This window comes from Candidatus Nitrospira nitrosa (assembly GCF_001458735.1).
Classification (GTDB): Bacteria; Nitrospirota; Nitrospiria; order Nitrospirales; family Nitrospiraceae; genus Nitrospira_D; species Nitrospira_D nitrosa.
In genome coordinates this window covers 46,768-71,210 of the sequence record NZ_CZQA01000001.1, presented here as the reverse complement: position 1 = coordinate 71,210, position 24,443 = coordinate 46,768, and the positions used below count along the sequence as shown (strand labels likewise).

Annotated in this window: 27 protein-coding genes and 1 pseudogene; 10 read left to right on the top strand and 18 right to left on the bottom strand. The window is 54.3% G+C overall.

All coding sequences use genetic code 11. The annotated features are described in order from the left end of the window. Positions 1-54: 54 nt before the first annotated feature. From COMA1_RS00345 to COMA1_RS00320, 6 genes are all read left to right on the top strand, one after another. On the top strand, positions 55-639 hold the full coding sequence (locus COMA1_RS00345; protein WP_090742160.1) for a hypothetical protein: 585 nt from the start codon (positions 55-57) through the stop codon (positions 637-639). A gap of 87 nt (positions 640-726) precedes the next feature. Next, the gene (locus COMA1_RS00340) at positions 727-1,137 is read left to right on the top strand and encodes a copper resistance CopC family protein (RefSeq protein WP_218055266.1); all 411 of its coding nucleotides are present in this window, start codon (positions 727-729) and stop codon (positions 1,135-1,137) included. Beyond that, the gene (locus COMA1_RS00335; protein ID WP_090742157.1) at positions 1,134-3,149 is read left to right on the top strand and encodes a CopD family protein; all 2,016 of its coding nucleotides are present in this window, start codon (positions 1,134-1,136) and stop codon (positions 3,147-3,149) included. Before COMA1_RS00340 ends, COMA1_RS00335 begins: the two co-directional genes overlap by 4 nt. Positions 3,150-3,489: 340 nt before the next feature. Then, a complete protein-coding gene (gene amoC / locus COMA1_RS00330; RefSeq protein WP_090742153.1) occupies positions 3,490-4,311 on the top strand; it encodes a bacterial ammonia monooxygenase, subunit AmoC in 822 nt (273 codons plus the stop codon). Between the two features lie 122 nt (positions 4,312-4,433). Next, positions 4,434-5,276 carry a bacterial ammonia monooxygenase, subunit AmoA gene (gene amoA / locus COMA1_RS00325; protein WP_090742150.1) on the top strand — a complete coding sequence of 281 codons (843 nt, stop codon included), beginning with the start codon at positions 4,434-4,436 and terminating at the stop codon, positions 5,274-5,276. After that, positions 5,273-6,532 (top strand): methane monooxygenase/ammonia monooxygenase subunit B, encoded by a 1,260-nt coding sequence (locus COMA1_RS00320; RefSeq protein WP_090742146.1) that lies wholly within the window; start codon positions 5,273-5,275, stop codon positions 6,530-6,532. The genes amoA and COMA1_RS00320 overlap by 4 nt, the downstream gene beginning before the upstream one ends. Positions 6,533-6,849: 317 nt before the next feature. On the opposite strand, the pseudogene COMA1_RS22070 reads toward COMA1_RS00320, so the two are convergent. From COMA1_RS22070 to COMA1_RS20510, 11 genes and pseudogenes are all read right to left on the bottom strand, one after another. Further along, positions 6,850-6,966: pseudogene (locus COMA1_RS22070) on the bottom strand (integrase core domain-containing protein); the annotation flags it as partial. Positions 6,967-7,335: 369 nt separating this feature from the next. Next, a complete protein-coding gene (locus tag COMA1_RS20515; RefSeq protein ID WP_141654167.1) occupies positions 7,336-7,635 on the bottom strand; it encodes a hypothetical protein in 300 nt (99 codons plus the stop codon). 15 nt (positions 7,636-7,650) lie between these two features. Next, complete coding sequence (locus COMA1_RS00310) at positions 7,651-7,902, bottom strand: hypothetical protein (RefSeq protein ID WP_090742143.1); 252 nt, start codon at positions 7,900-7,902, stop codon at positions 7,651-7,653. A gap of 222 nt (positions 7,903-8,124) precedes the next feature. Further along, positions 8,125-9,573, bottom strand: a complete 1,449-nt coding sequence (locus COMA1_RS00305; RefSeq protein WP_090742140.1) for an NHL repeat-containing protein — start codon at positions 9,571-9,573, stop codon at positions 8,125-8,127. 675 nt (positions 9,574-10,248) lie between these two features. Further along, positions 10,249-11,985, bottom strand: coding sequence for a hypothetical protein (locus COMA1_RS00300; RefSeq protein ID WP_090742138.1), 1,737 nt, complete (start codon positions 11,983-11,985; stop codon positions 10,249-10,251). Between the two features lie 233 nt (positions 11,986-12,218). Then, positions 12,219-12,866, bottom strand: coding sequence for an HD-GYP domain-containing protein (locus tag COMA1_RS00295; RefSeq protein ID WP_176697747.1), 648 nt, complete (start codon positions 12,864-12,866; stop codon positions 12,219-12,221). Between the two features lie 103 nt (positions 12,867-12,969). Further along, positions 12,970-13,488, bottom strand: coding sequence for a hypothetical protein (locus COMA1_RS00290; RefSeq protein ID WP_090742132.1), 519 nt, complete (start codon positions 13,486-13,488; stop codon positions 12,970-12,972). A 25-nt stretch (positions 13,489-13,513) separates the two neighbouring features. After that, complete coding sequence (locus COMA1_RS00285) at positions 13,514-14,203, bottom strand: FMN-binding protein (RefSeq protein ID WP_090742128.1); 690 nt, start codon at positions 14,201-14,203, stop codon at positions 13,514-13,516. After that, positions 14,188-14,664, bottom strand: coding sequence for a hypothetical protein (locus COMA1_RS00280; protein ID WP_090742125.1), 477 nt, complete (start codon positions 14,662-14,664; stop codon positions 14,188-14,190). Before COMA1_RS00280 ends, COMA1_RS00285 begins: the two co-directional genes overlap by 16 nt. A gap of 48 nt (positions 14,665-14,712) precedes the next feature. Next, positions 14,713-16,143 (bottom strand): porin, encoded by a 1,431-nt coding sequence (locus COMA1_RS00275; RefSeq protein ID WP_090742122.1) that lies wholly within the window; start codon positions 16,141-16,143, stop codon positions 14,713-14,715. 119 nt (positions 16,144-16,262) lie between these two features. Further along, the gene (locus tag COMA1_RS20510; RefSeq protein WP_218055265.1) at positions 16,263-16,448 is read right to left on the bottom strand and encodes a hypothetical protein; all 186 of its coding nucleotides are present in this window, start codon (positions 16,446-16,448) and stop codon (positions 16,263-16,265) included. 131 nt (positions 16,449-16,579) lie between these two features. Here COMA1_RS20510 and COMA1_RS00270 point away from each other — a divergent pair, with 131 nt between their 5' ends. From COMA1_RS00270 to COMA1_RS00260, 3 genes are all read left to right on the top strand, one after another. Beyond that, the gene (locus COMA1_RS00270) at positions 16,580-16,765 is read left to right on the top strand and encodes a hypothetical protein (protein WP_090742119.1); all 186 of its coding nucleotides are present in this window, start codon (positions 16,580-16,582) and stop codon (positions 16,763-16,765) included. Positions 16,766-16,913: 148 nt separating this feature from the next. Next, a complete protein-coding gene (locus tag COMA1_RS00265) occupies positions 16,914-17,189 on the top strand; it encodes a hypothetical protein (protein WP_218055264.1) in 276 nt (91 codons plus the stop codon). 13 nt (positions 17,190-17,202) lie between these two features. After that, on the top strand, positions 17,203-18,228 hold the full coding sequence (locus tag COMA1_RS00260) for an FAD:protein FMN transferase (protein WP_218055263.1): 1,026 nt from the start codon (positions 17,203-17,205) through the stop codon (positions 18,226-18,228). Between the two features lie 16 nt (positions 18,229-18,244). On the opposite strand, the gene COMA1_RS20850 is transcribed toward COMA1_RS00260, so the two are convergent. Continuing rightward, positions 18,245-18,517, bottom strand: coding sequence for an energy transducer TonB (locus COMA1_RS20850; RefSeq protein ID WP_176697746.1), 273 nt, complete (start codon positions 18,515-18,517; stop codon positions 18,245-18,247). A 161-nt stretch (positions 18,518-18,678) separates the two neighbouring features. Here COMA1_RS20850 and COMA1_RS20845 point away from each other — a divergent pair, with 161 nt between their 5' ends. Beyond that, positions 18,679-18,843: a hypothetical protein gene (locus COMA1_RS20845; protein WP_176697745.1), complete on the top strand. Its 165-nt coding sequence runs from the start codon at positions 18,679-18,681 to the stop codon at positions 18,841-18,843. 238 nt (positions 18,844-19,081) lie between these two features. Here the strand turns inward: COMA1_RS20845 and COMA1_RS00250 are convergent, their stop codons facing one another. The 6 genes from COMA1_RS00250 to COMA1_RS00225 all read right to left on the bottom strand — a co-directional run bounded on the left by COMA1_RS00250 (position 19,082) and on the right by COMA1_RS00225 (position 24,319). Beyond that, complete coding sequence (locus tag COMA1_RS00250; protein ID WP_090742108.1) at positions 19,082-19,456, bottom strand: ExbD/TolR family protein; 375 nt, start codon at positions 19,454-19,456, stop codon at positions 19,082-19,084. Continuing rightward, entirely contained in the window at positions 19,440-19,871 is a 432-nt protein-coding gene (exbB, locus tag COMA1_RS00245) for a TonB-system energizer ExbB (RefSeq protein ID WP_090742105.1), read from the bottom strand. The genes COMA1_RS00250 and exbB overlap by 17 nt, the downstream gene beginning before the upstream one ends. Positions 19,872-19,999: 128 nt before the next feature. Beyond that, complete coding sequence (locus COMA1_RS00240) at positions 20,000-21,127, bottom strand: ABC transporter ATP-binding protein (protein WP_090742101.1); 1,128 nt, start codon at positions 21,125-21,127, stop codon at positions 20,000-20,002. A gap of 9 nt (positions 21,128-21,136) precedes the next feature. After that, positions 21,137-22,723: an ABC transporter permease gene (locus COMA1_RS00235; protein WP_090742098.1), complete on the bottom strand. Its 1,587-nt coding sequence runs from the start codon at positions 22,721-22,723 to the stop codon at positions 21,137-21,139. Positions 22,724-22,736: 13 nt separating this feature from the next. Further along, the gene (locus COMA1_RS00230) at positions 22,737-23,804 is read right to left on the bottom strand and encodes an extracellular solute-binding protein (protein WP_245630777.1); all 1,068 of its coding nucleotides are present in this window, start codon (positions 23,802-23,804) and stop codon (positions 22,737-22,739) included. Positions 23,805-23,887: 83 nt separating this feature from the next. Next, the gene (locus COMA1_RS00225; RefSeq protein ID WP_090742095.1) at positions 23,888-24,319 is read right to left on the bottom strand and encodes a Fur family transcriptional regulator; all 432 of its coding nucleotides are present in this window, start codon (positions 24,317-24,319) and stop codon (positions 23,888-23,890) included. Positions 24,320-24,443 lie beyond the last annotated feature (124 nt).

The following is a 24,443-nucleotide window of genomic DNA, read 5'->3' as shown; positions in this document are numbered from 1 at the left end:
CGAGCAGTATCGATGGCGCAAGCATTCGATTGTAAGGAAAGAAGAGGTTCTACGATGTTTTCTTACGTTCTGGTTCGTGCCTGGATCTGTTGTCTCTTCCTGCTGGTCGCAGCGCCGTTTCCGGCGATGGCCCAACATGGACATGAATTAGCGGCCGACACCTGTGTGCTCCATGTCGGTCCTTATAAGATGTATTTCCATACCTATCTGCCGGAAATGTACTACGACCGGCAATTTTGTCAGGAGCTTCCCGCCATCGGGAATGCGGTCCTGGTTCTTGATTTTGTGGAACATGAACTCCGTTCTGTCCCGGTTGAGGTGAGAGTGATCAACGATACCGGTTCAGAAGGGAATCTGGAGGCTTCGACGATTGCGCATCTTCCGGCCAAGGTCTATCCAACCGGCTCGATTGACGTGAAGTACAATTTTGACAAGCCCGGAAAATTCGTTGGTCTTGTTTCGGTCGGTGAGAAACAGGAGCATGTTTCTCGGTTTTCATTTTCAGTGGGGGAAACAGGAGCGGTTTCACACCTGATGCACTACATCACGGTCTTTATACCGGTTTTGGTAGGGCTTATTATAGCGGTGTATTACACCTTTCGTGATCGTCGGAAGCCGTCACAAGCCACAGTCTCGTAGGCACCGCATCATGATCAGAATCGCTGATCTGAATGACTCACGATGCTGAATATTTTTCGGAACCACAAGGGGGCAGACGGAAGGCTGATGATGGCATCATTGAATAAGCACAAGACTCTATGGGCCTCTCTTTCTCTCGTGGTGGCGGCGTTGGCTTTAGGAATGCCAGCGACTCCAGCACTCGCCCATTCGATGTTGGTGAAGGCAGAGCCGGCTCGACGGGCGGTTCTTACGAAGTCGCCTAGTCAGGTGCGTTTGTGGTTCAACGAAAAGATTGAAGGGGACTATGCGTCGTTGGTCGTTCTGGACGACAAAAAACATTCGATCACCGATACCAAGCCGACTCTCGCATCTGATGATCCTAAATCAATCATCCTGCCATTGCCCGAATTAGTCCCTGGTAAATACTCCATCAAGTTTCGCGTCCTCTCGGTAGATGGGCATGTCGTCGAATCGTCTTTCGACTTTACGGTGAAGGGCGAAATACAAAAGAAATGATCGAGTTTGCTGGTGCGCTGTTTCGCGGTCTGCAGCTAGTGTCCGCCATGCTGCTGATCGGCGGGTGCGTGTTTTTGGCTATCGCCGGTCAGCAAGGCGCCTCGTCGGGGCCTTGTTGGCGGACACGCCTGAGCAAGACCTTCCCATGGTTGGCCCTCATTCTCCTCGTCGGCTTATTCGGCCTGCTCGCCACCACGACAGCCCAAGCGACCGGGGTTTCTGGCAATGCGTGGAACCTGCAAGCCTGGACGGACTTTTTGCAGAAGACGCGGGTCGGATTCATTTGGATCCTGCGCGCGGCGAGTGCTCTCGCCGTCCTGGCGGTCGTGCTGTACATTCGGATTTCGCCTCCGGCGGAATGGCGCTACATCATGGGAGCAGTTGTCGCAGCATTGCCCGTGGTTCTAGGTTCTTTCGCGAGTCATTCCGCAGCCGAGGAGCAGGCAGTCTTCGCCACGGTGACCTATGCCCTGCATCTTATCGGCGCCAGCGTCTGGTTTGGCGGGCTTCCGGGTGTCATCCTCGTTGCCTCTACTGCGGCGCCGGGCCCGGTGAGCGAAAGATCTCGTGCCGGTGAGGTGCTGAACAGATTTTCAGCATTGGCTTTATATACGATGGTGACCATCGTCGTCTCGGGCCTCGTGGTGGCCAATCTCATGATCGACACCAATTTCGCCGGTCTGGTTGCGACCGCCTATGGTTGGCTTCTCATCACGAAGTTGACGTTACTGGCGATCATTCTTTCGATCGCCTCACGCGCAAGGTCAGTGTGGGTGCCGGCATTGAACGAGAGCCCTGATAGAGCCGCAACCGGCAGACAGAAACTCCAGACTTGGGTGACAATTGAGTTCAGCCTGGCCATCTTGCTGGTCATCGTTGCAACGGTGTTGGCCAATGCCGTACCGGCCAAGCACGATGTCATCGATAATTGGCCCTATCCGTTCCGTTTTTCAATCGACGCCAATTGGGTCGATCCGCTTGTGCGCACGATCGTACTGACTGGCATCGTGTTTCTGATCACGGCCGGAATCGCGATCTCCCTCGGTCGCAAGAAACAGTGGGGAACCTCGTGGCGAATCGCTATCCCGTCAGTGCTGGGAATTCTTGGCCTTGGTGCGACGCTCTATCCCCTTTCCGTGCAATCGTACCCGGAAACCTATCGAAAAACTCCGGTCCCATTCGACGCCATTTCGATTGCCAATGGGGTTGACCTCTTTACGGCGAACTGTATTCCTTGCCATGGACCTCAGGCAAAAGGAAACGGTGTATTGGCGAAAGCGTTACCGAAGCAACCGGTCGATCTTCTTACGGAACCTCATACAGCCATGCACACGGCTGGTGATTTCTTTCATTGGCTCACCTATGGACGATTCAATGGTGTCATGCCTGCCTTTGGCGAGAAGCTTTCTGAAGAAGACCGCTGGGATCTGCTGAACTTTCTCCATGCCAATAACCGAGGCTATCAATCGAGAATCATCACGCCGCGTGTTCTGCCTGACCAGCCCTTTCTGGCGACGCCGAACTTCTCGTACACCGCGCACGACGGTTCAAGCGGGACACTGAAAGATTTTCGTGGCAAGCAAGACTTATTGCTCGTCCTCTTTTCTTGGCCGGAATCGCGCGAGCGGCTTGAGCGACTTCGTTCTATTGCGGCCGAGATTGCGAAGAATAATACGGCCATGTTGGCTGTCCCCATGGCAGACTTGTCTCCCGATGAGTGGGCTGTGGTCGTACGGGATATGCCTTTCCCGGTCGTGACGCAGGGGGCGCGCGAGATCTCCAGCAGTTATGTGCTATTCCGGAGGACGCTCTCGCTTCCCGACTTGTTCGGAGGCGGAACGAGACCAAAGCACATTGAGTTTCTTTTTGACCGCTTTGGATACCTACGAGCTAGGTGGATTCCTCAGGGGGATGGGACTGGTTGGGCGGACGTTGCCCTTCTGACACAACAAATTACACAGCTCAATCAGGAGCGAGAAATTCTTCCACCGCCCGGCGATCACGTTCATTAATCGTCGCCTTCTGCAAGTTCTTCAACGAGTCAGGTGTTCTTTCGTTCATATCCGTCACCCCTACCAATGAGTCATCTTGACTTCATCGATTCTAGAGGAGTATACCTCTGCCACCTGACCAAGGTCCTTATGGGAGTTGTAGCGATGGGGCTTGGTTAGTGTTCTTCATGATATCTTCATGATATTTTGCTTGACTCATCTTAAAGCTTTGTCGGATACTTGCGGACCTTTTGCGGGCTCAACTCTGAAGTTTTATGCAGTGCCTGTACTGGGGGTTGTGTGTTTGGACTATGGTAATCAGTAGTTGCACGTTTTCATTTAAAACAAGGAGGTAGCGGACATGGCAGCTGACAGTTCCGGGCGGGGCTATGACGTCTCGCAGTGGTACGATTCAAAGCCGGTGAAGATCGGCTGGTTTGCGATGTTGGCGATCGGGGTGTTTTGGGTCCTGTATCAACGGACCTTCGGGTATTCGCATGGGCTGGATTCCATGACCCCGGAGTTTGAGTCGGTGTGGATGGGGCTGTGGCGGTTTAACATTTTGGCCAACGCCATTTTCTTTGCCGTCTCGATCGGCTGGATCTGGGTGACGCGGGATCGGAACCTGGCGAACCTAGACCCGAAGCTGGAGTTGAAGCGGTACTTTTACTGGATGGGCTGGTTGGTGTGCTACATCTGGGGCGTGTACTACGCAGGCAGCTACACGTTGGAACAGGATGCGGCGTGGCATCAAGTGATCATCCGGGACACGAGCTTTACGGCGAGCCACATTGTGGCGTTCTACGGGACGTTCCCGCTGTACATTACGTGCGGCGTGTCGAGCTACCTGTATGCGCAGACGCGGTTGCCGCTGTATAGCCAAGCGACGTCGTTCCCGTTGGTGGCGGCGGTGGTGGGGCCGATGTTCATTCTGCCGAACGTGGGGCTCAACGAGTGGGGGCATGCGTTCTGGTTTGTGGATGAGCTGTTTGCGGCGCCGTTGCACTGGGGCTTTGTGACGTTGGGCTGGTGCGGGTTGTTCGGCGCGGCCGGTGGAGTGGCGGCGCAGATCGTGAGCCGGATGTCGAATCTGGCGGACGTGATCTGGAACAACGCTCCAAAGAGCATCTTGGATCCGTTCCCGGCTCAGGTGCAGAGCGCCAGCGCCAAGAGCGTGTACTAAGCAGCAATAGTTAGCAGTCCACATGTATCATTGGTCGGTAGCGGAAGCTGGTCTGGAGATTTGAAGTACTGATGGGTCTCTAGGCCGCTTCTGATCGGCTGAAATGACGGAGGGTGTCAGTTATGTTTAGAACCGATGAAATTATCAAGGCCTCGAAATTGCCGCCGGAAGGGGTGGCAATGTCTCGGCACATTGATCACATCTATTTTATCCCAATTTTGTTCATCACCATCGTCGGGACCTTTCACATGCACACCGCGTTGCTGTGCGGGGATTGGGACTTCTGGTTGGACTGGAAGGATCGGCAATGGTGGCCGATCGTCACCCCGATTACGACCATTACGTTTTGTGCGGCCCTGCAGTATTACAATTGGGTGAACTATCGTCAGCCGTTCGGGGCGACGATTACGATTCTGGCGCTTGGGTTCGGAAAGTGGATTGCCGTCTATACGTCGTGGTGGTGGTGGTCGAATTATCCGCCGAACTTCGTCATGCCGGCGACGCTGCTGCCGAGCGCGTTGGTCTTGGACATCACGCTCTTGCTCACCAGGAACTGGACCTTGACGGCGGTGATCGGCGCATGGATGTACGCGATTCTGTTTTATCCCAGCAACTGGCCGATCTTTGGCTATAGCCACACCCCGATCGTGGTTGATGGCTCATTGCTCTCATGGGCCGACTACATGGGCTTCATGTATGTCCGGACCGGGACGCCGGAGTACATCCGCATGATCGAGGTCGGGTCGCTGCGCACCTTCGGTGGGCACAGCACCATGATCTCGGCCTTCTTCTCGGCGTTTGCCTCGTCACTCGTGTACGTGCTGTGGTGGCAGTTCGGGAAATTCTTCTGCACCTCGTACTTCTACTTCACGGATGACAGGCAGAGAACGGTCAAGGTGTACGACGTATTCGCCTACGCCACGTTAGCACACGGCGATAAGGCAAAAGTTGGGGGGAAAGCATGAACGCCAAACAAACCTTTAAACGCTGGGTAATGGGCTTCTGCGGAGTTGCGACGCTGGCGTTGACGCCTGTTGTTGATGTGACTCCTGCATTTGCTCATGGAGAGCGCTCGCAGGAACCATTCCTGCGGATGCGAACTGTGAACTGGTACGATACGGAATGGGTTGGTAAGTCGACAAAGGTTAACGATGTAACTGAGTTACGTGGCAGGTTTCACTTGTCTGAAGACTGGCCTCGTGCAGTCGTGAAACCGCATCGTACGTTCTTGAACGTAGGGTCTCCGAGCTCGGTCTTTGTTCGTCTGAGCTCAAAGATGAACGGTGTTCCGATGTTCAACTCGGGCCCTCTCGATATCGGTGGCGATTATGAATACGTTGTTAAGCTGAAGGCCAGACTCCCAGGCCACCACCATATTCACCCCATGCTCGCGATCAAGGAGGCCGGTCCGGTCGCTGGTCCGGGTGGGTGGATGGACATCACGGGTCGTTATGAAGATTTTACGAACCCAATTAAGACTCTCACTGGCGAAACATTCGACTCTGAGACGATGGGTGGTATGACTGGCGTCATGTGGCACCTTTTCTGGGTGGTTGTCGCATGTTTCTGGGTAGGTTGGTTCATGATCCGTCCGATGTACCTGGTTCGTGCTCGTGTACTTGCTGCATACGGGGACGAGATCTTGTTGGATCCCATTGACCGTAAGGTCGGGGCGGCAATGCTCGTATTCGTGCTGGTTGTTGTAGTCGTTGGATATCTGGCAGCAGAGTCCAAGCACCCGATCAGTGTACCTCTGCAGGCTGGTGAAACGAAGGTGAAGCCGCTGCCTGTGAAGCCGAACCCGTTGACCATCGAAGTGGTTCACGCTGAGTACGATGTTCCTGGTCGTGCCCTGCGTATGAACCTTCATGTGATCAACAATGGCACGCAGCCAATCAGTATTGGCGAATTCACCACGGCAGGTATTCGGTTCACCAATAAGGTTGGTGCAGCTAAGGTGGATCCAAACTATCCACCAGAGCTGGTGGCCAGCGCCGGGTTGACCATGGATAAGGAGGGTGCAATCCTCCCTGGTCAGACGGTTGATATTAAGCTTGAGTCGAAAGACGTGCTCTGGGAAGTGCAGCGGTTGGTGGACATTCTCCACGATCCGGATCAGCGCTTCGCCGGGTTGTTTATGTCTTACACCGAAGGCGGTGAAAGGCTCATCAATCCAGTCTGGGCTCCAGTTCTTCCAGTCTTCACGAGATTGGGAGCATAACAAGCCTAGCGTTGGATCAGTAGAAGGCCGGCCCGTCTCATCGTTAGGTGAGGCGGGCCGGTTTTTTATTTGCCTATCGCAGTAGTAGCTTCTCCCTTGTACGGCTCTAGCATAGCGACTTCTGAATACCAGGATTCCAGTTTCTATGGGTGTGATGCAGTGTGTGCTCGCTCCCTTCAGTCCGTCTAAACGGGCTGTAGCTACAAGTATAGCTTCTAGTCAGTACGTCGAGAGCGAAGTGTGCAGGGCTGTTATACAAAGTAGGTTTGATCTAAATGGCGGAACTGATAAGGAGCACGTCTAGTGCTCCCCAGAAATCAAGCCACCTGGGGTGCATGTTGCGTGTGATATTGGACTGGGCTCCGATATCCGAGGGCACTATGGGGTCGTCCTTCGTTGTACCAGTGGATCCAGTCTCGAATGGTCCGCCGCGCCTCGTCAAACGTCTAGAACGTATGTTGCCAGACACACTCTTCTTTGAGACTTCGAAAGAACCGTTCGATGATCCCGTTCTATTCCGGCGTATAGGGTGTAACGAACTCCTACTGTAGCCGATAGGCTCAACAGGGCTTGCGACATCAGCGACTCTTGAAAATCAGCCCATTATCGCTGCGTAGGACCGGCGCGGTCGCGGGCCGGAGCGTCCTGAAGCGCTGGAGACCGGTGGCTTCGACGGCCCGATCGGCTTCCTTTGCCCGACTTCGTAATGCGAACGCGTAACCTACGATTTCCCGATCGTGGCAATCGATGACGGCGGCGAGATGGGCCCAGCCGTTCTGCCCACACGGAATATGGGGTCACATCTATCGCCCACCGATGTGGCTTCGACTTGCCCGACTGGTCCAGCCCTGCACGCGAGGACGTGGGGTGGAGATCCGTTGATGCACGAGCCATCCCTTCTGTTTCAGCACACGATAGATCGCCTTGCGGTTCACGGCAAACCCATCCCGGACGCGCAACAGCACCCGCAAGCGCCGAGACCAAAATGTAGGGTACGGCTCAATCCACTCGCACAACCGCTCGGTCCACGGTGGATCTGTGCGTCGCCGTGCATAGGCAGAGGAGCCTGTCCGATGCAGCCCGGCTCGGCTTATCCGAGACACCCAACAACGTGCCTCTCACGCGTCGGACGTCTTCCGGTCCAAAGGGTCGGGCTTCAACGCCTCCCGTAAAATATCGTTGTCGAGGACCAGATCGCCGATCTTCTGCTTGAGACTCTTGATCTGCTCATCCTTGATGGCGTCGTCATCCTTTGGGCGACTCCGGAGTGCGTTCTCGGCCCCGACCAGGAACTTCTCGCGCCAGTCTTCAACCTCTGCCACGGTCAACCCATGCTGCCCACGATCGCCACGCGGCACGTAACCGTCCATCGTTCGATTGCTTCACGGCCTTCTGCTGCCATCTCACCACCGCCTTGGTCCATTTAGGACCATGTCGTGAAGGGGGTCTCAATTGCAAGGTGGGCAGGATACAAAGGTAAGAAGCAAAATTGTATCTGAAGAAGACGCTGAGGGGCAGTGGGTAAATAATTGATCTTGTTGCTGGAGAACCGTGTCCCTTCACACCTGTGAAGGGACACGGTTCTCCTCGTATTAGGGGAGCGGGAGGGAGAACCGGACGACTCGAGCATCGTCATTGTTTATTGGACTACTTTCCGTTGGGAGTACGCCCTTCCAACCTACTGCAACCGCATTTGTTAGATCAGGGGACAAGGCAAGTCCGAAGAGAGCGTCGGTGGGGCCGCCGAAATCAAGAAGGGCCACACCATTACCGTTTAGGTTGGTATCACGTTGGCCATCAGGAGTGAGCAATACCACAGCAGCATCTTGTAATGTGGCAGTCGGCTTGCCTTGCCCCACAATGAGCACACGCTGGTCCGGCAACACCTTCAGAGTTCGACTGCGGTCGTCTTGACTCGCAACATCAATGGTGGTGACACCTGCATCGCCATAAGACTTATCCCAGGTGCCGTCAGACAAGAATCGTGCGCTGATCATATCCACTGTGGTTGCGGTCGCCAGACGGCCATATCCTGCAATAACCAGGGTCGATCCCTGGAGAGCGACATCGTACGCTTCAGCAACTCTTAGACCTAGGTCATTGTTGATAATACCGTTCTTGCCGAAGCTTGGATCAAGTTGGCCGTTTGAGTTCAGTCGAAACAGGACCGTTGATACGACTTCGTTCGGCGTATCCTCGGCGATCTCAGTGTGACCGCTTACGATGATCTTCCCGTCCGGTTGTACGATGGCCGTTCTTGGACTATCGTTACCTTGTTCCACATCGAGAGTGAAGAGGCCGTTAGTTCCGAAAGACTTATCCACCAACCCGTTAGCAGTTAATTTTACAACGGCGTAATCACTATCCGTCCGTCCAGCCACCTCTGCCAGCTTACCGCCGACAACCAGGAGATTGTCTCCTGATAACAACGTCAATCCCCAGGCGATATCTCCACGAAATGCCGTTCCATCGACCGTCCCTGTGCTGAGATCGAGGCGTGTGATTCCATTCGTGCCGAATGTCTGATCCAGTTGCCCCGTGGTATCAAATCGGATTACGGCAATATCGGTATCACGCGCGGCATCTCCAGTTGCTGTCGTATCGTGTTCGAACAAGCCGGCAATCACGATTTTCCCATCAGATTGGACGACGACGGCTCGCGCAAGTTCAGCTTTCTTGTGTGCGCCCACGGCCACATTAATGGTGGCGATCCCGTTTGAACCAAACGACGCATCCAATCCGCCAGTTGATCCAAAGCGCGCGACGGCCATCTGACTGTCATCATTTACAGTCGTAAAGCCTGCTGCGTAATACTGACCTCCTGCTGCTGAGGTGACGGCAAGGAAGCGGTCCGCTTCCGTGGCTGTGAGTGGTGCCGGCAGGATCTCACTCTTTAGTGCGGCGGGCGCTGAGGTGTTGGGGGGGGGCGATGACTCATCGCCGCTACATCCTGTGATGGTAAGAGTTGAACTGATCAGTAGTAGCCCAATAATGAAATAGAAGTCATGCTGTACATATGGGTGTGTCGTTTTAAATGCCATGGCACTCCTTATCTTAATGTGTAACCGTACTGATGAACCCAGGGAGGTAAGGCAAAGAATAGGTTCAATCTCCGGGCCATTTGACTTTGCGGAAGGGTTGTCAGCGTATATTTCAACCTGTCATGGTAGCGTTCTCCTTTCTTGAGTCATCCCCCGTGTCACAGCTGTGAGCCGTAGTCGGGTGCGCATCTGTGGAGAGGTACTTCAAAAACACAGAGCCCATGGTTGGTAAACAACCATGGGCTCTGGACTCTTAGTCCTTTGGCCGCGTCTGGGTCGATCAGAGACGTGATCGGTTATCCGTCCTTCAGTTTGTAACTCCGTGGTTCAATTCCTATGGCTGAGTTCTTCTCCGTTACGGAACCAGCGCATTTGAGATGACACGTCCCCAACCCTCGGGCCTCATACGCGTAAAGAACCAATCATGAGCCTGGGAACTGCCTCAACCATGCTTTTAGTCGCCGTGTTCGCATCGACTGTGCGAGCCCTCTGGCTTGTCCCAGCTGGCGGTGAGCACATCGGCACTTGATGCACCACAGCGTTGGGTTCGAGTGACAGATCGGTTCGTGACAGCGCTGGCAGGTCATTACGACTAACGGGGCGCGCGTGGAAACTTCCATCCAGCTCACCTCTCTCTCTGGTTGGGACGTGGTATGGCGCATAGCAAACGGTGTCCTATTGGTAGTCTTCGTTGAGCGATTGCAGAAATGCTGCAAGGGGTCTGAGGTCATTGGGATTAAGCGCAATCCCTTGCAGCTGGGCTGCACCATTGCGAAGTTGCTCTGCCCGTGCCAGGGTAGCCATGTCGCGATAAAATGTAAGCACATCGTCAAGTGTGTCGAATTGCCCGTTATGCATGAATGGGGCTGAGTGGCCTAGGTCTCGCAGCCCCGGTGTTTTGAATCGGGCGACGGCACGATTCAATAGATCGCTCTGCGAAGCGGAACACGGCTGGTCCTCATCGCACAGAATGGTTCGGATCTTGGACTGAGGCGTTGGCATGTCAGGATTAGCGAAGACGTTCCACAGGCCTAGATCGGTCAAGGTTGTTGCAGATGCGGGAACGGCTCGGAATCGCTCGCTTGCCGCAGGATGCTGTTCTGTAGCTGGTAGATCGTCGGCGGTTCGCGTGGCGAGTGTAGGGATCGCCAGATTCATGAAGGCGCCATTCCCATGGCCAGGAATCTGATCATATTCCTTCTGGGTCGTTCCCGTATTGTGAGCTTTGAAATCGGTGAAGTTCGGTGCAGGGTGACAAACAACGCAGTTCCCGATTGTCCCGGTGGCCAGTTCAGATGGTGAGGCGGATAGAGCCGCCGGTTCTGCGAGGAACATTTTCAATCCGGCCAATTCTTGTGCTCCAAACGAGAATGGTTGGGTATGAAATTGAAACTGACCACCAACCCGATTCGGATTTGAGGTGACGAACCTGAGGGTGCCGGCCGATTCACGCTGTTTCACAAGTTGCAACAGACGTCGGCTGTAGTCGATCGGTAATTCGTTGGAATCCGGTGCCTGCGGGAGTCCGTTTGTCGCTAAAAACACATCGAATGGAGAGCGAATGGGTGAGCCGCTGTCTTCGGTCTGTGAAAAGCGGAGGCCATTGACGTAAGCGGCCACTACTTTGACCACGGCATCGAAGACCTCCTGATCGGTCCCGGAGCCGACGAACGCGCGGAATTGGGGCGGAAGACGCAATTCATCAGGCGTGTTTGGATTTGTGCCGGCAAAAAGAGTTCGGTAGGGCAGACCGGTGTCAGTCAGATCGAAGGAGCCATCGTCCCCTCGGACGACATTAGCGATGTGGGCGATGGCTTGCGCCTTTTCGTCAGGCAGCCAGCCAAAGTTACGACCTGTAAAGGTGGCCGCAATCAGCTCTTCGATGGAACTAAACTCGGCATCGAAGTGGAGCAGGATGCCTCCTGCTCGAGTGAGTGTCGAATTTACCAAGGGTGGAGAGTTTCTCGGGGCGTGCGTCTTGCCATCCCCTCGCGCCGGAATCGGACTGCGGCGCGCGAAATCGGCGTAGGCCCGCATCCCTCCACCAGGGACGGCGAGGACATCGTCGACCAAATGGCAAGCACGGCAATTCATCGACATCCCCTTGAATGGTCCTGGATCGAGTGGTGCGCCAAGCGTTTCGACAGTATCCATGACAATATCGCCTGTGTTGGGATCATTCATGCTGCCGCCGTTGTCTAGGAAGATCTTGAACGATTGGGCGAATCGGGTTTCCAGGAACAGCCGTTCACCGACCGCCTCCTCGGCACCGGGCGTGCCCGTATCGGTAATCGGAGGCGTCGTGTTCTCACCGCCTGATCCCGAGCATGACACGAGCCCAAGGAAAAGAAGGATCGGAGCTAGACCGCTAAGGGAGAGTGTTGATTGAGAGCAAAGGGCAGTGGGACTCATGATGCAAGAGGTCCTTTCGTAATGATTGTGTTATCCATTTAGTACTGTGTCCTTAACCATGGTTCGTGACAGTCTGTTATCATTTCTTGGGCGGCAGGGATCCTCGGGAGGCGAGGACCCCTGCCGGGTCAAGTGGGAGGGGTGGGGCCTCCCACTTTGAAGCCGGCGTAGCTGGTACGCCGGCGGGGTTACTGCTGGAGCCGGTCTTTTATAGACACTGGATTCGTTTCTGCTCAACACTCCACCAAGGTATTGACCACGAGAGGATCAAATTGAGTGCCTGCGGCTATCTGTAGGATGCGGAGCGCGACGCGATCACGCTGGAGTCGATCATGAGTGTGCGGAACGTGAACCGCCGTAAATGCATCGGCAACGGACAAGATTCTTGCCCCTAAGGGAATAAATTCTCCCCTGAGTCCGTAAGGGTAGCCAGATCCGTCCCAGCGTTCGTGGTGATGTGCGATCATGACGGTGGCTTCACGGAGGAATAGAAATGGCTCAAGTAAGATCGATCCGAGCCGTGGATGATTCTGAATAGTGGCGTAGGAGTCTGCGTCGTGTGATTCTCGCCCCGTTTGAAACTCAGCGGGGAGCATCAGGAGACCAATATCGTGGAGGAGAGCGGCCAACCTCAACTGGTGCAGGACCTCGGTATTCATTCTCAGCGCCTGTCCAATATAAATGGCAGTGATAGCCGTGGCCTCGCCATGTCCTGCTTGCCAGGGCAGAAGCCGATCCAATTCCCTTGTCACTTGACGAACCAAAATGCTCTCCAGATCGCGTTGTGATGTAGGAGAAAGGGAGAGGCGGTCGATTTTCTTGAGCATGCCTTGAATTGCCAAGACGGCCGGCTGGACCTGATCGAGACTGTGGACCTGCATGGCGCTACCTCCTTCAAAACAAAGAGCCCGAAACCACTGTTGTGATTTCGGGCTCTGGGTGAACAACCGCTGGCCGCTCAGAAAGTACGATGGTGTCAATAACCTACGACTCCGGTGGTCGTTTCCCTCCCATGAGCGGCTGTCTAAGCACCCACATTTCATACAGAGGAACGATCATCATGACCAGAAAGCTCAGGGTCATCAGCATGTCACCCGTGAGCATGGAGAGGACGAAAACGGGGGAAACATAGCTGATGAGCCAGGGCGACAGTAGATCGAGCATGACGCCACCAAAACCGGCCCAGGTGACGATGGCCTTGAGGAGATGGCTGGCGTTGGTCAGGTACATCACGTGAATCAAGATCATAAACACGACCGGCATGGTGAAGAGATGGAAATGAGTGATTTCGGCCAGCTCGCGAAACGACATCGGTTCGCCAAAGGTCGCATCGGAGCCTCGATAGTGTTCGGCAATGCCTTGTGGGGACAATCCCGTCATACTATGTGCCCAAAAAAACGAGAAGCAGAATCCGACGAACATCAGTAACAAAAATAAGGTGTACAGCAAGCGAATGTGGCGATCTGAGTCACGTAGTCTGAATTTCTGGTTAAAGTTTCGCATGCTCGGGACGCTGGGTCCGCTGTGACTAATTGCCAAATATCGACGGCAGGAACCCCTTATCCTTTTTGACGGCCACTGTATCGCTACCAATCCCGGCGGGCTTGAGATAAAACTCGTCGACCAGGACCAGCACTCGTTTGACGCCGGCGCTGATCGAGCGGACGGACATGGTGGCTCCGGAGATGTTGATAATATCCTTATTGATCCGGATTGGATCCAAAACCGTCTTGCCTTCATATTGTACGTTGAACCGTTTCCGCCCTACTTCGCTTCCTCTGGCTTCACGAAATACCAATAGTTCAACGTCGGAGCAGGCTCCTTTCGCATCGACACCGACCATGTAGGTCATGTGTTTATGCTTGCCGATGGTGTTGTGGACGATGGCATAGCCATCGACTTTTTCTCCCGTTTCACCAATATAGACTTCGAATGCTTGTTCCGGGAATTTCCACCCGATGCGTTGTTCGATCAGATCCTTCTTGTCTTGGCTGAGTTGGATGACTTCCTTGCGAACACGTTGCGATTTCGGGAGGATGATCTTTACAGCCTCATCTTCCGACATGAAAACTTCAGCATGATTCAATTCCGCCTCGGTGAGATAGCGCTTCAGATCGTTATCCCATACCTGTTCAGCTCCAGCCGATACAGGAGCGGAGAGGCAGAGCGCTGCTCCAATCACGAAGCCTGAAAGGACTTTTTTCAGGTGGCTGAACATCCGTGTTCCTGTAACTTGGCATCCAGGCGATCTTGTACGTCTCGCATGACTTCTTCGGAAGGATCAATCGGGGCCCAGCCGAAGAGACGTGATCCTCCTCGCATGACCCAACTCTGTCGTTCTTCGAGGAAAAAGACACGTGTCTTGTCGTCCACCCGCTTCACCCGTAGGGTGAGGCGAGATCGATCTTTGCTGTCCGGGATTTCCCGTCGAAACGCACCGTACTTTCGGCCAGGCATCGGGATTTCAAGCCAGTGTGTGACGATCACTCCGGCCTCTTTATCAGTCGTATCGGCAGACCGATCCTTTACGGCATCAATGGCGGCATCCCAGGCTTGGTCATAGCTACAGGTGGTAGCTCGTTGTTGCATGCCGCTGGTCATCAAGGCACAACCGCCCACACTTCCAATCAAAAGGATCGGGAGAAGACGGAGGTTCATTCGCTGCAGAAACGTTGTCATGTCATGTGCTCCCCGCCGAAACGGCGGGGAGCCTCCTTAGCTATATTGTTAGAAGTAGGTTGCTGCTTGGAACAGAAATCCGTCTCCGTCCATCGGACTGTTGGCAGTACCTAAATCCCCTGCAGGGGTTAATCCCACTGCGCCGTTTTGCGCGTTATGCTGCCAATTGATTTTGAAGACCATGTCTTCGACGGGTCTGAAATTTAGACCGACTGTCAAGCGATCGAGTTCTCGTCGATTACCAAGGCTATTTACTCCACCCACCGTGCGATTGTCTGTATCCGTGTCGATTTGCTCCCAGCGAACTGTTGCCGTGAAGGTGGATGCATCCGAGAAGTGGCTGGGGGCCAGTCTCTTCAGAATTTCTGGCATAAAGTGATAGTTCCCCTGGACATAGTAACCGAACATGCCTGCAGGGCCGATTGCGTTGCCGGTTACCCCTGTAGCATTATTGTTGCTGATTCTGGTCCATGCCGCTTCACCAATCAGCTCGAAGGGACCTCGTTGTAACGTCCAATCTACCGCAAAGATGTCGATATTTCCTGAGCCGATCGTAGCAGCCGAGGGCTTATATTGCCCATGGTAGCCAGAGCCGGCGATTTCAATGCCCAACATGGGACTAAAGGCTAAACGACCGACGACGGCCTTGCTGTCATCACGATCTCGAGATACGCTTCCGCGCGCACTTCGGATGCCCAAATCAGTGATTGCACCGGCAGTTTGGGTCATACCATTGACCGCATAGAGTTCATAATCGATCTTCGACAGTGCCGATGGGTAGAAAGTTCCATAAATACCGGCGCCGGCCTCGAACCAGGTGCTTGGAATAATGAGTCTGGATACCATCGGCCGATCAACCAGATCGTTTAACGGTGAATCATGGAGGAGATTGAACTTGCCGACCGGCATGAGGAGGATACCGCCTCGGAGATTGATTCGTTCGTCGACCAGATAGTCTAATTGGGCGAACTCGATCTGAATCGAACCATCGCCCTGGGGAGAATTGGTTCCACCACGTTCAATCTCGATTTCTGCAGCAAACTTCACTCGATCCGTAATGTCTGCATAAATGAAGGGCACGAGGCGCTGCTGGCCGAAGCTATTGCGGCTGGGATTGTCTAAGTTCTGGCGAGACAGGATGTTGTACATCACGTCCGCATACCCGCCAAGCGTGGCTTTAGGTGCGCTCAAGAATGGCTTTGCGTAAATCAATTTTCCTGACCCCGTGGAACTGAACCCGAGAGAAGTTTTTTCTTCTCCTGGGCGACCGACCCGAATGTCGGTCATTGGCCCGGCCTCCACAGGATATTGTTTTGGAGACGAACTCACTCCGGGAATCTCCCGAGATTCCCGTTCCTGTGCTTTTTGTAACGCTTCTTCGAGTCTTTTCACTCGTTCCTCAAGGCTCTCTTCTGCGAAGACCGGGGTGACCGACAGCGCCAGAATTGAAAGAGCCCCGAGGATTGACCGCATCTTCATGGGTATCCTCCGTAAATAATGAGTAAGGTTGTGGCCCGACTCGGGACTCGATGGTCTCTGGTCTTTCTGGTAACTCGTATGGATGGACTCGGTACGCATGCTTCCTGTGCGAGGTAAGACTAAGTCGAAGCGGTTCCCCAACCTTCAATCGAAGAAAATGGAATCACGACGATGCGTTTGCACCGCTTACACTTGAGTTCCAGCCCTTGTCCGCACACTTTGGCGATCAATTGCCCGCACTCGCAGCGCGTCTCAAGGGTCTGAGGACCTTCGGTTAAGGAAGCCTTTGCGCTTGCCATAGACATACGAGCCACTGGTTTAAGTGAAATTGAGAACGATTATTAATATCCTGATCGGTGTTTTGCTGTCAAGATATAATTTCAGTCCTGCAGTACTGCTAGAATCTTGAGAGATTTTGTATAATTTTGCAGTAAACATGAAACTCGGCATGGTTCAATTGGTATTTGTGTTGACCGTCGTTGCGAGCCTGTCGGGGTGTGTGACACGGTTGCCGGCTTTGATCGATCCACAGGATGTGACTGGAGGTCTGGTTGTGGGGAGAGACCACTGCCTTGACTGGAGACAGATCTCGGCGGTTTTCACCTGCTGTGCGGTTCGTTGAAATTGAGGACCAAGTGTTTCACAAGCGATTCCAAGTTGAAATCAACTCTCCCGATCGACATTTTGTTGTTCATCTGCCGTCCGGGCAATATCGGCTGACTAGGGTACAGATCTCTGAAGGCCCCTTCATGTCTATGGCGGATGTAGCGATGACTTTCCCAGTCGATGCCACTGCCATGACCTATGTGGGGACTTGGAGATTCGGAGTCGATGTCCTGCATTATGGACGGATGCTCATGGTCTCTGTGATCGCCGATCAAGCCGAGCGGGAAAAGGCGCAGGAGTTTCTTGATGCCCAGTATTCGACGTTGAAGGGGAGCTCGATGGTTGAAATGCTTCCGCAGCCGACAGAGGTCGAAGCACGACTGTATGAGGTTATGCCGTACCCGCGGTATCCGAGATACTTTCGCCGGCACTGGTGGTAAGAGTGATAGCCCAATGAAGATTTCTCAATCCCCGATCAGCCTCCTGGCGATCTATGTCCTTGTTCTGATCATGCTGGGCGGTTGCGCACAACTAGCTCCGTCCTCTGCAGCCGTGATCGCGAAACGTGCTCAGATGCACATGGGGACGCTTGTGACTGTGACCGCTGTCGCGTTTGATACGCAGGTGGGTGATCGAGCTGTCCAAGCTGCTTTTGATGAGATTAAGCGACTTGAACAGTTATTGAGTACCTGGCGATCTGACAGTGAGCTCTCACAGGTGAATGCCGAAGCTGGCCGCCGACCTGTCAACGTAAGCCGAGAGACTTTTGAAGTGGTTGGGCGATCTTTGGACATTTCACGCCTGACCCATGGGGGATTCAATATTGCACTAGGACCTGCGATCGAAGCTTGGAGTGTCACCGAACGGCAGCAGATTCCTGACGATTACACATTGGAACAGTTGAAGCCGCTCGTTGATTGGACAAGCATTCAACTCGATCAGAAAGCACAGACGATTTATCTGCCGCGCAAGGGAATGCGCCTTGATGTCGGTGGGGTTGGAAAAGGCTATGCCGCCGATCGGGCGGTGGAGGTCATGAAACGAGCAGGTGCTAAAGGTGGAGTAGTCGCGTTATCCGGAGACATTAAAGCATTTGGTGTGCTCCCAGAGCGAACAGGGTTTCCTGTCGGGATCAGGCATCCTCGTGATGAAGGAGCGCTTATCGGCATCATCGATTTGCAAGATGAATCAATTTCAACGGCCGGTGACTATGAGCGGTTCTTTGAACGGGATGGTATTCGTTATCACCATATTCTAGACCCCTATACGCTGCAGCCGGCACGTGAATGTCAGAGTGTGACGGTGATTGCCAAGGAAGGGGTGATGGCCGACGGGTTGGACACCGGTATTTTTGTGCTTGGGCCAAAAAATGGGATGGCGCTGGTCGAACAGTTGCCGGATGTTGAAGTCATCATCGTCGATGCGAACGGTACCCTGCTGGTGTCCTCGGGGCTTCGTGATCGGTTGGGTGCGCCATGAGCATCAGCTTCCCCGATTATCGAGCGGTTTTCATGTCGTAACTGATTGAGAACTTCACCGATATTTTGGGACGTTCCAGTGGATGCGCGAGTTTGACTGGCGAGCCGTTTCGGACATCTTCCAATGCAACCTGGTCCAATGCTGCGTTCCCTGAACCCTTGGCGATGCGCACATCGCTCAGTGAGCCATCCTCGTGCAAGAGCGCAATCAGAGTGACTTTTCCCTCAATCCCTTCGGCACGCAATGCTGCGGGGTAACGTTTATCGAGTCCCTCAATCCATTGTGCCATGAGAGCGGCGAGCCATCCATAATCGATAGTGGTTGATCGTTGTGGGACAGCCGATGCCTCCGAAGAAGTCTTGGAGGGTGAAGAGTCAGGAGAGGGAGCCATAACTGATGGTGAGACTGGTGACTCACTGATGTCGGTATGGTGAACTGATGCATGTTCAGATGCTGGCATCAATTGGGGCGGCGAAGGAGTCAGCTCTGGTGCTTTGGATTCATCCTGAAGCGGTTCTACCTGTTGAGGCAGTGGAGCGAGCTCGGTTGGTGGTATCGCTGGAGCTGACGCAACCGGCGTCGATTCACTGCGTTGAACCGGACGTGCCGGCGTAGGGGTGTGCTTGGTGGGCGGTGTCGTGTGTGCAGCCGGAGCAGTCGCTTTTGCTGAAGGTGAAAGGGTTTCCACCATCGCCACATTCCATTGGAACAGGTCCCCTTGTGGGGCCAGATGAATACGTTGCGCGAAAAAGATGGCGACAAGAGCCAAGCCGCCATGTACGAGGCAAGAGAGAAGCCATCCAGCGGCTGTGGGGCTGGAATCATGAAGAAGAGGTCGCGGCGAGTCTTGCATTTAGAGTCGAATGACCTCCAAGCTCACTTGTTGAAATCCAAGGCCGCGAATCTCATCGACGAGTGCCACGAACTTTTCGAGCAATGTGACTTTATCTGCACGAACAACCACCGCTGACTCGCGAGGCCGAGAGCTCAGGACCGTGGGAAGGCCACCCTCTGGGACCGGTGTATCGTTGACAAACAAGTTTCCCTCCGCCGTCAAGGCAATCACGATGGGCACGTCTTGCCGATCGCTGACTGCTTTCGCTTTGGCGAGGTTGACGGGAATTTGGCCCGTGCTGATGAAGGTGGCCGTGGTTAACACGATGACCAGCAGGACCAACATCACATCCACGAGGGGAATGACGTTGATCTGATCAATGTTCCGATCCATGTTGTGCCTTATAGTCTGTGAGGAGTTCGGTAACGCGTCGACGCAGCAGGTTATTCATGACGACACAGGGAATCGCGACGAGCAACCCAACGGCGGTTGCTTTCAACGCCAGGCTTAACCCGATCATAATGGTATTCACGGCCATTGTGCCTGATGTCCCCATCGTATGAAAGGTTAACATAATTCCGAGGACGGTTCCGAGGAGGCCAATATAAGGAGCGTTGGCCGCTACAGTTCCGATCACGACAAGACGCTTGGTCAGCGTGATTTCCAGCAGCTGGGCGTTGGAAAACCGAGAGAAGTCGACACGCTTATAGAAGAGCCACCGTTCGATGGCCACCGCCACGGACCACACACTGAGCACCAGTAAGAGACCAATCACCCCGTAATCAATGACGTCTTTCAATGCATCCATCGCGACTCCTTACATTGTGGAAGGGGGTTCAAGCCGGGCGGGGTTGAGGACTTCAACGCTCGTTCATCCATGCCAGATTTCTGGGGAAGCTGTCAATGTTCACCTGCAGCCAGTCTATTCCAGTGTTGCTATGGAGGAGGGGGTGCTTCGGTCTGAAACAGTACGGTATGGGTTGCCGAAACATGGAGTTCGACAGAGGTGCCTTCCTGGTAGACGCTGGTCGAGCTTTCACTGCTATGGACGATTTGACCGGAAGGAAGTTGAACTCTGTACAAATTTTCAGATCCGCGGAACTGCCTGGCCATGATTCTCGGTTCGGCGGATTTGTTGGGCACGAGATGCACGTCGTCCGGGCGAATCATGACGGCAACATGGTCTCCTTCGGACCCGTTGAGCGTATTGGGAAACGTTCCTAGCTCGGTGTGAACCAATCCCTGATGAATCCGGCCGGCAATGAAGTCGGCTTGGCCTACAAAGTCGGCCACGAACCGCGTGGCCGGCAGATGGTAAATAAGTTCAGGGGAGTCCATCTGCTCGAGCACCCCTTGATTCAACACGGCGATGCGATCGGCCATGGCAAAAGCCTCGTCATGGTCATGCGTGACCATGATGCTGGTGGTTTTCATCTGACGTAACAAGGCGTGGACTTCTTGGCGCATGCGACTAGCCATGTCGGGGTCCAGGTTGCTGAACGGTTCATCCAGCAGGAGCAAGACCGGATTTTGCACCAGCGCTCGTGAAAGTGCTACGCGTTGCTGCTGCCCTCCCGATAACTCATGCGGATATCGGCGATCAAACCCCTCCAACCCGGTCAAGCACAGCATCTCATCGACTCGATGCTTTCGCTCTGCCCGCGGCAGGTGGTTGAGTCCAAATGCGATGTTGTCGGCGACACGCAGGTGCGGAAAGAGAGCGTATTCCTGAAAGACCATGCCGATGCGTCGATGTTCCGTGGGAACCGTCTCCGAGGGAGATGAGACCACCCGTCCCGACAAGAGAATTTCTCCAGACCGTACTGGCTCAAATCCGGCGATGGCTCGTAGCACGGTGGTTTTCCCACAGCCGGATGGCCCGAGCAGACAGAGGATTTCACCTTCCCTGACGGAGAATGCGATATCGCGAACGGCCGGTCGACTTGAACCATAGGCACAGGAGATGGAGCGGAGCTCCAGGATCGGAGCCGCCGGAGAGCAGAGATGGGCGGCTGCATGGAGTTGGTCGGCACTGATCGGTCTGGTCCATGCTGAGGTATTCATGATCGGTCCTTACGCGGTGCGCCAATCGCGGGAGAGTAATAAGCCAAGGGCGGGTAGACCAACGAGCACGATCAAGAGAGCGGAGGGGGCCGCCAGCTGATAATATTCTTCACTCGCTTCAAGCCAAACTCGGATGGCCAAGGTGTCAAACCCAACGGGGCGGAGCAAGAGCGTGGCAGGCAGCTCTTTCATCGTTTGAAGAAAGATTAGAACCCAGGCCACGATGATGCCGTTACGGATGAGCGGCAGTGTGACCTGTCGCACGGTTTCGCGAGCGTTCAGTCCCAGGGTGCGTGCAACTTCTTCAAGATTGGGAGTGATCTGCTGGATTGCCGGTTCGAGCGATTGGAGCCCAGCCGGAAGAAAGTGTAAGACATAGGCGATGATCAAGACGATAACTGTTCCATAGACGACCGGTATCAGGTTGAGACAGAGGACCAACACGGCGAGTGCCGCGACCGGTCCCGGTAACACATATCCGGCATAGGCGGCCTGGAGGCAGCCGGTGTTGAGCCACGTGGGTTTGCGACTTGCCAGATAGGCCAATGGCAGTCCGACGAGCACGCCAGCTGTGGCAGCCAGGGTTGCGAGCACGGCACTGTTCCAGACAAAGCCGAAGAATTGTGCATCAAGAATCGCAAGGGCTTCAGGAGACAGGCTCCACGCGATCAAGAAGCACACAGGGATCCCGAAGGCTGCCCCCAGGATTACAGAGAGAGATGCCGTCAGGCCTACCGTCTGGAGCCGGTTGCACTGGATTCGCTGTGGAGCGCGGTAGCGACCAGCGGTTTGGTAAAAGCGACTTTTGCGACGAAACCATCGCTCGGTTACCAAGAATAAGAGTGCCAGGACGACCAGCAATACACTTAAAATACTCGCGGCCTGATTGTCCAACTGGCCGGTCATTTGTTGAAACACGGCATACGTCAATGTTTGATAGCGTAAGAGCGACACGGCTCCAAAATCGGAGACCACGTAGAGGATGACCAGCGCAACACCGGCGACAATGGACGGTCGCAACAGCGGGAGGGTGACGGAGAAAATCCTTCTCAGGGGAGAGGCGCCACAGGTACGGGCGACTTCTTCAAACGACACATTGAAATTCAGGAGCGCGCTCCGCGTGAGCAAATAGATGAACGGGAATGTTGCGAGCCCCATGACCAAGGTGACGCCCATAAAACTTTGAGGCGAGAAGATTCTGGCCTGAGGGTTGCCTGCCAGCATCTGCCAGAGTTGTTCAACCGGGCCGCCGAATCCCAACAGATAGTTGAAGACATAGGCTAACACGAACGTCGGCATGGCGAGGGGAAATACGAGAGCAACTTCCCAGAACCGGCGCCCAGGAAACTCACAGCGGGTCACGATCCATGAGGTCGAGACCCCTAAAGCAAGCGCGAGGAGCACAACAGCACCGGCCAAAGAAATCGTGTTCCAGAGGAGTTCAGGTACACGCGTTGCCCACAGTCGATACCAGACCGATGGATCAGCCGAGAGGGCCAAGGACACGATGTAGATCAATGGGAGTAGAACGAGTGCCGCACTGGCCAGTGCAGCTAATTGGAGGGAAATGAGCGATGATGGGCGTACGGCAATCACAGGTCACTCGGTGTTACCGCATCCCCACTTGTTCGATGAGTCGAAGGGTGGGTGCTCGGAGTTCGGCAAGTTTCGCCAAAGGCACCATGGCGGCTCGAAAACTCTTTCGCTCGACGAGAGCTGGGTCAGCTTGAACCTCGGGATGGAGCGGATATTCTTTATCAAGATCAGCAAATATCTTCTGACCTGCCTGTGAGACGAGGAATTCAACGAGCAGTTTGGCTTGTTCCACACGAGGCGTATGTTTCAGGACGCCGATGCCGGCTACGTTCATAATGGCCCCCATGCCGCCTTCTTGTTGATCAGGCATCAGCACCGCGATGGGCGCAGCTGGTTGGGTGGCGAGATGACGATAGACGTAATAGTGATTGACGATTCCCAGCGCGACCTGACCTTTGGCGACCGCCTCGACGATCTGGGAACTCTTCTGGTAAACCTGAGTCCCGGCATTATCTCGAAGCCCCTCAAGGAACGTCTTAGTGCGATCATCACCGATACTGGCGCGGATCACGGAGACGCCTGCTTGCAGATATTCGCTGCCGGCGTTCGGAATGGCGAGTTTCCCCTTCCATATCGGATCGGCCAAGTCCAGCAACGATTTGATGTGGTCCGGCTTTACCAGCGTGGTGTTGTAGGTAATGATCCAAAATCGTCCGGACAAGCCGATCCAGCTGTTGTCGGTTGCCCGAAACTGAGGAGGAATGGCTCGCTCGATTTCGCGCATGCTCAGTGGTCGGAACAATCCGGCCGTACGGGCGAGTTCCAAACTCCCGGCGTCGTTCGTGATAAATACATCGGCTGGACTTCGGTCGCCCTCGGCTTTCATCCGATTCACCAGCTCGGTTGTACCGGACGACAGCAAGGCGATCTTGATGCCGGTCTTCGCGGTGAACTCGTCCAGAGCCGGCTTGATCAACCGTTCAGCCCGTCCGGAATAGACGGTCAACTGGTCGGCAGCGGTGGTGACGCTCGGGAGAATCATGGAGAGGAGCAAAACAATACATGCAGCACGTACGCCGATGAACGGATGGTGATTGATGCGCAGAGTGGTCCACGGAGCCTTGTGAAGAGATCCCGACATGGCAGACCTTTATGGGATAGCGACCGATATGATTTGAAATTGATAAGCTATATCAAAAAGAATACCAGAAACATTTTGGCGGGTCAATGACGGCAGTGGGTGCAGAGTCCGTAGAGTTCGAGCCGGTGGGTAGTAATCGTAAAGCCGTTCTTGGTCGCGACTTCCTCTTGAAGTCGTTCGATATCGCAGTTTTCAAATTCCACGATCTTGCCACAGCCTGTGCAGATGAGGTGGTCGTGATGGCCCTTATGGGACACGTTGTCATACTGAGTCTGTGTTCCAAAGTGCCGAGCTTGAGCCAACCCTGCTTCGCAGAACAGGTTGAGGGTCCGGTAGATGGTTGCGAGCCCAAGATGAGGATCTTTACGTGCCAACTGATGGTACATTTCCTCAGCCGTGATGTGTTCTTGTTTCAAAAAAGCGTCGAGGATCAACTCACGCTGGCGTGTAAATTTGAGTTGGTGTTTCTCGAGATGCTCTTTCAGAATTTCCATTTCCTTGGCATGTTTAGACATCGTAACAGATCGCTCCTCCCTAAAGAGGGGGATTAAAGACGAAATGAAGCAGTGGGTCAAGAGGCTTTCTCTCACCGATCGACCAGCGTCTGGTTCCCCTTTGACGGCTGCTCCCATGGCTGTC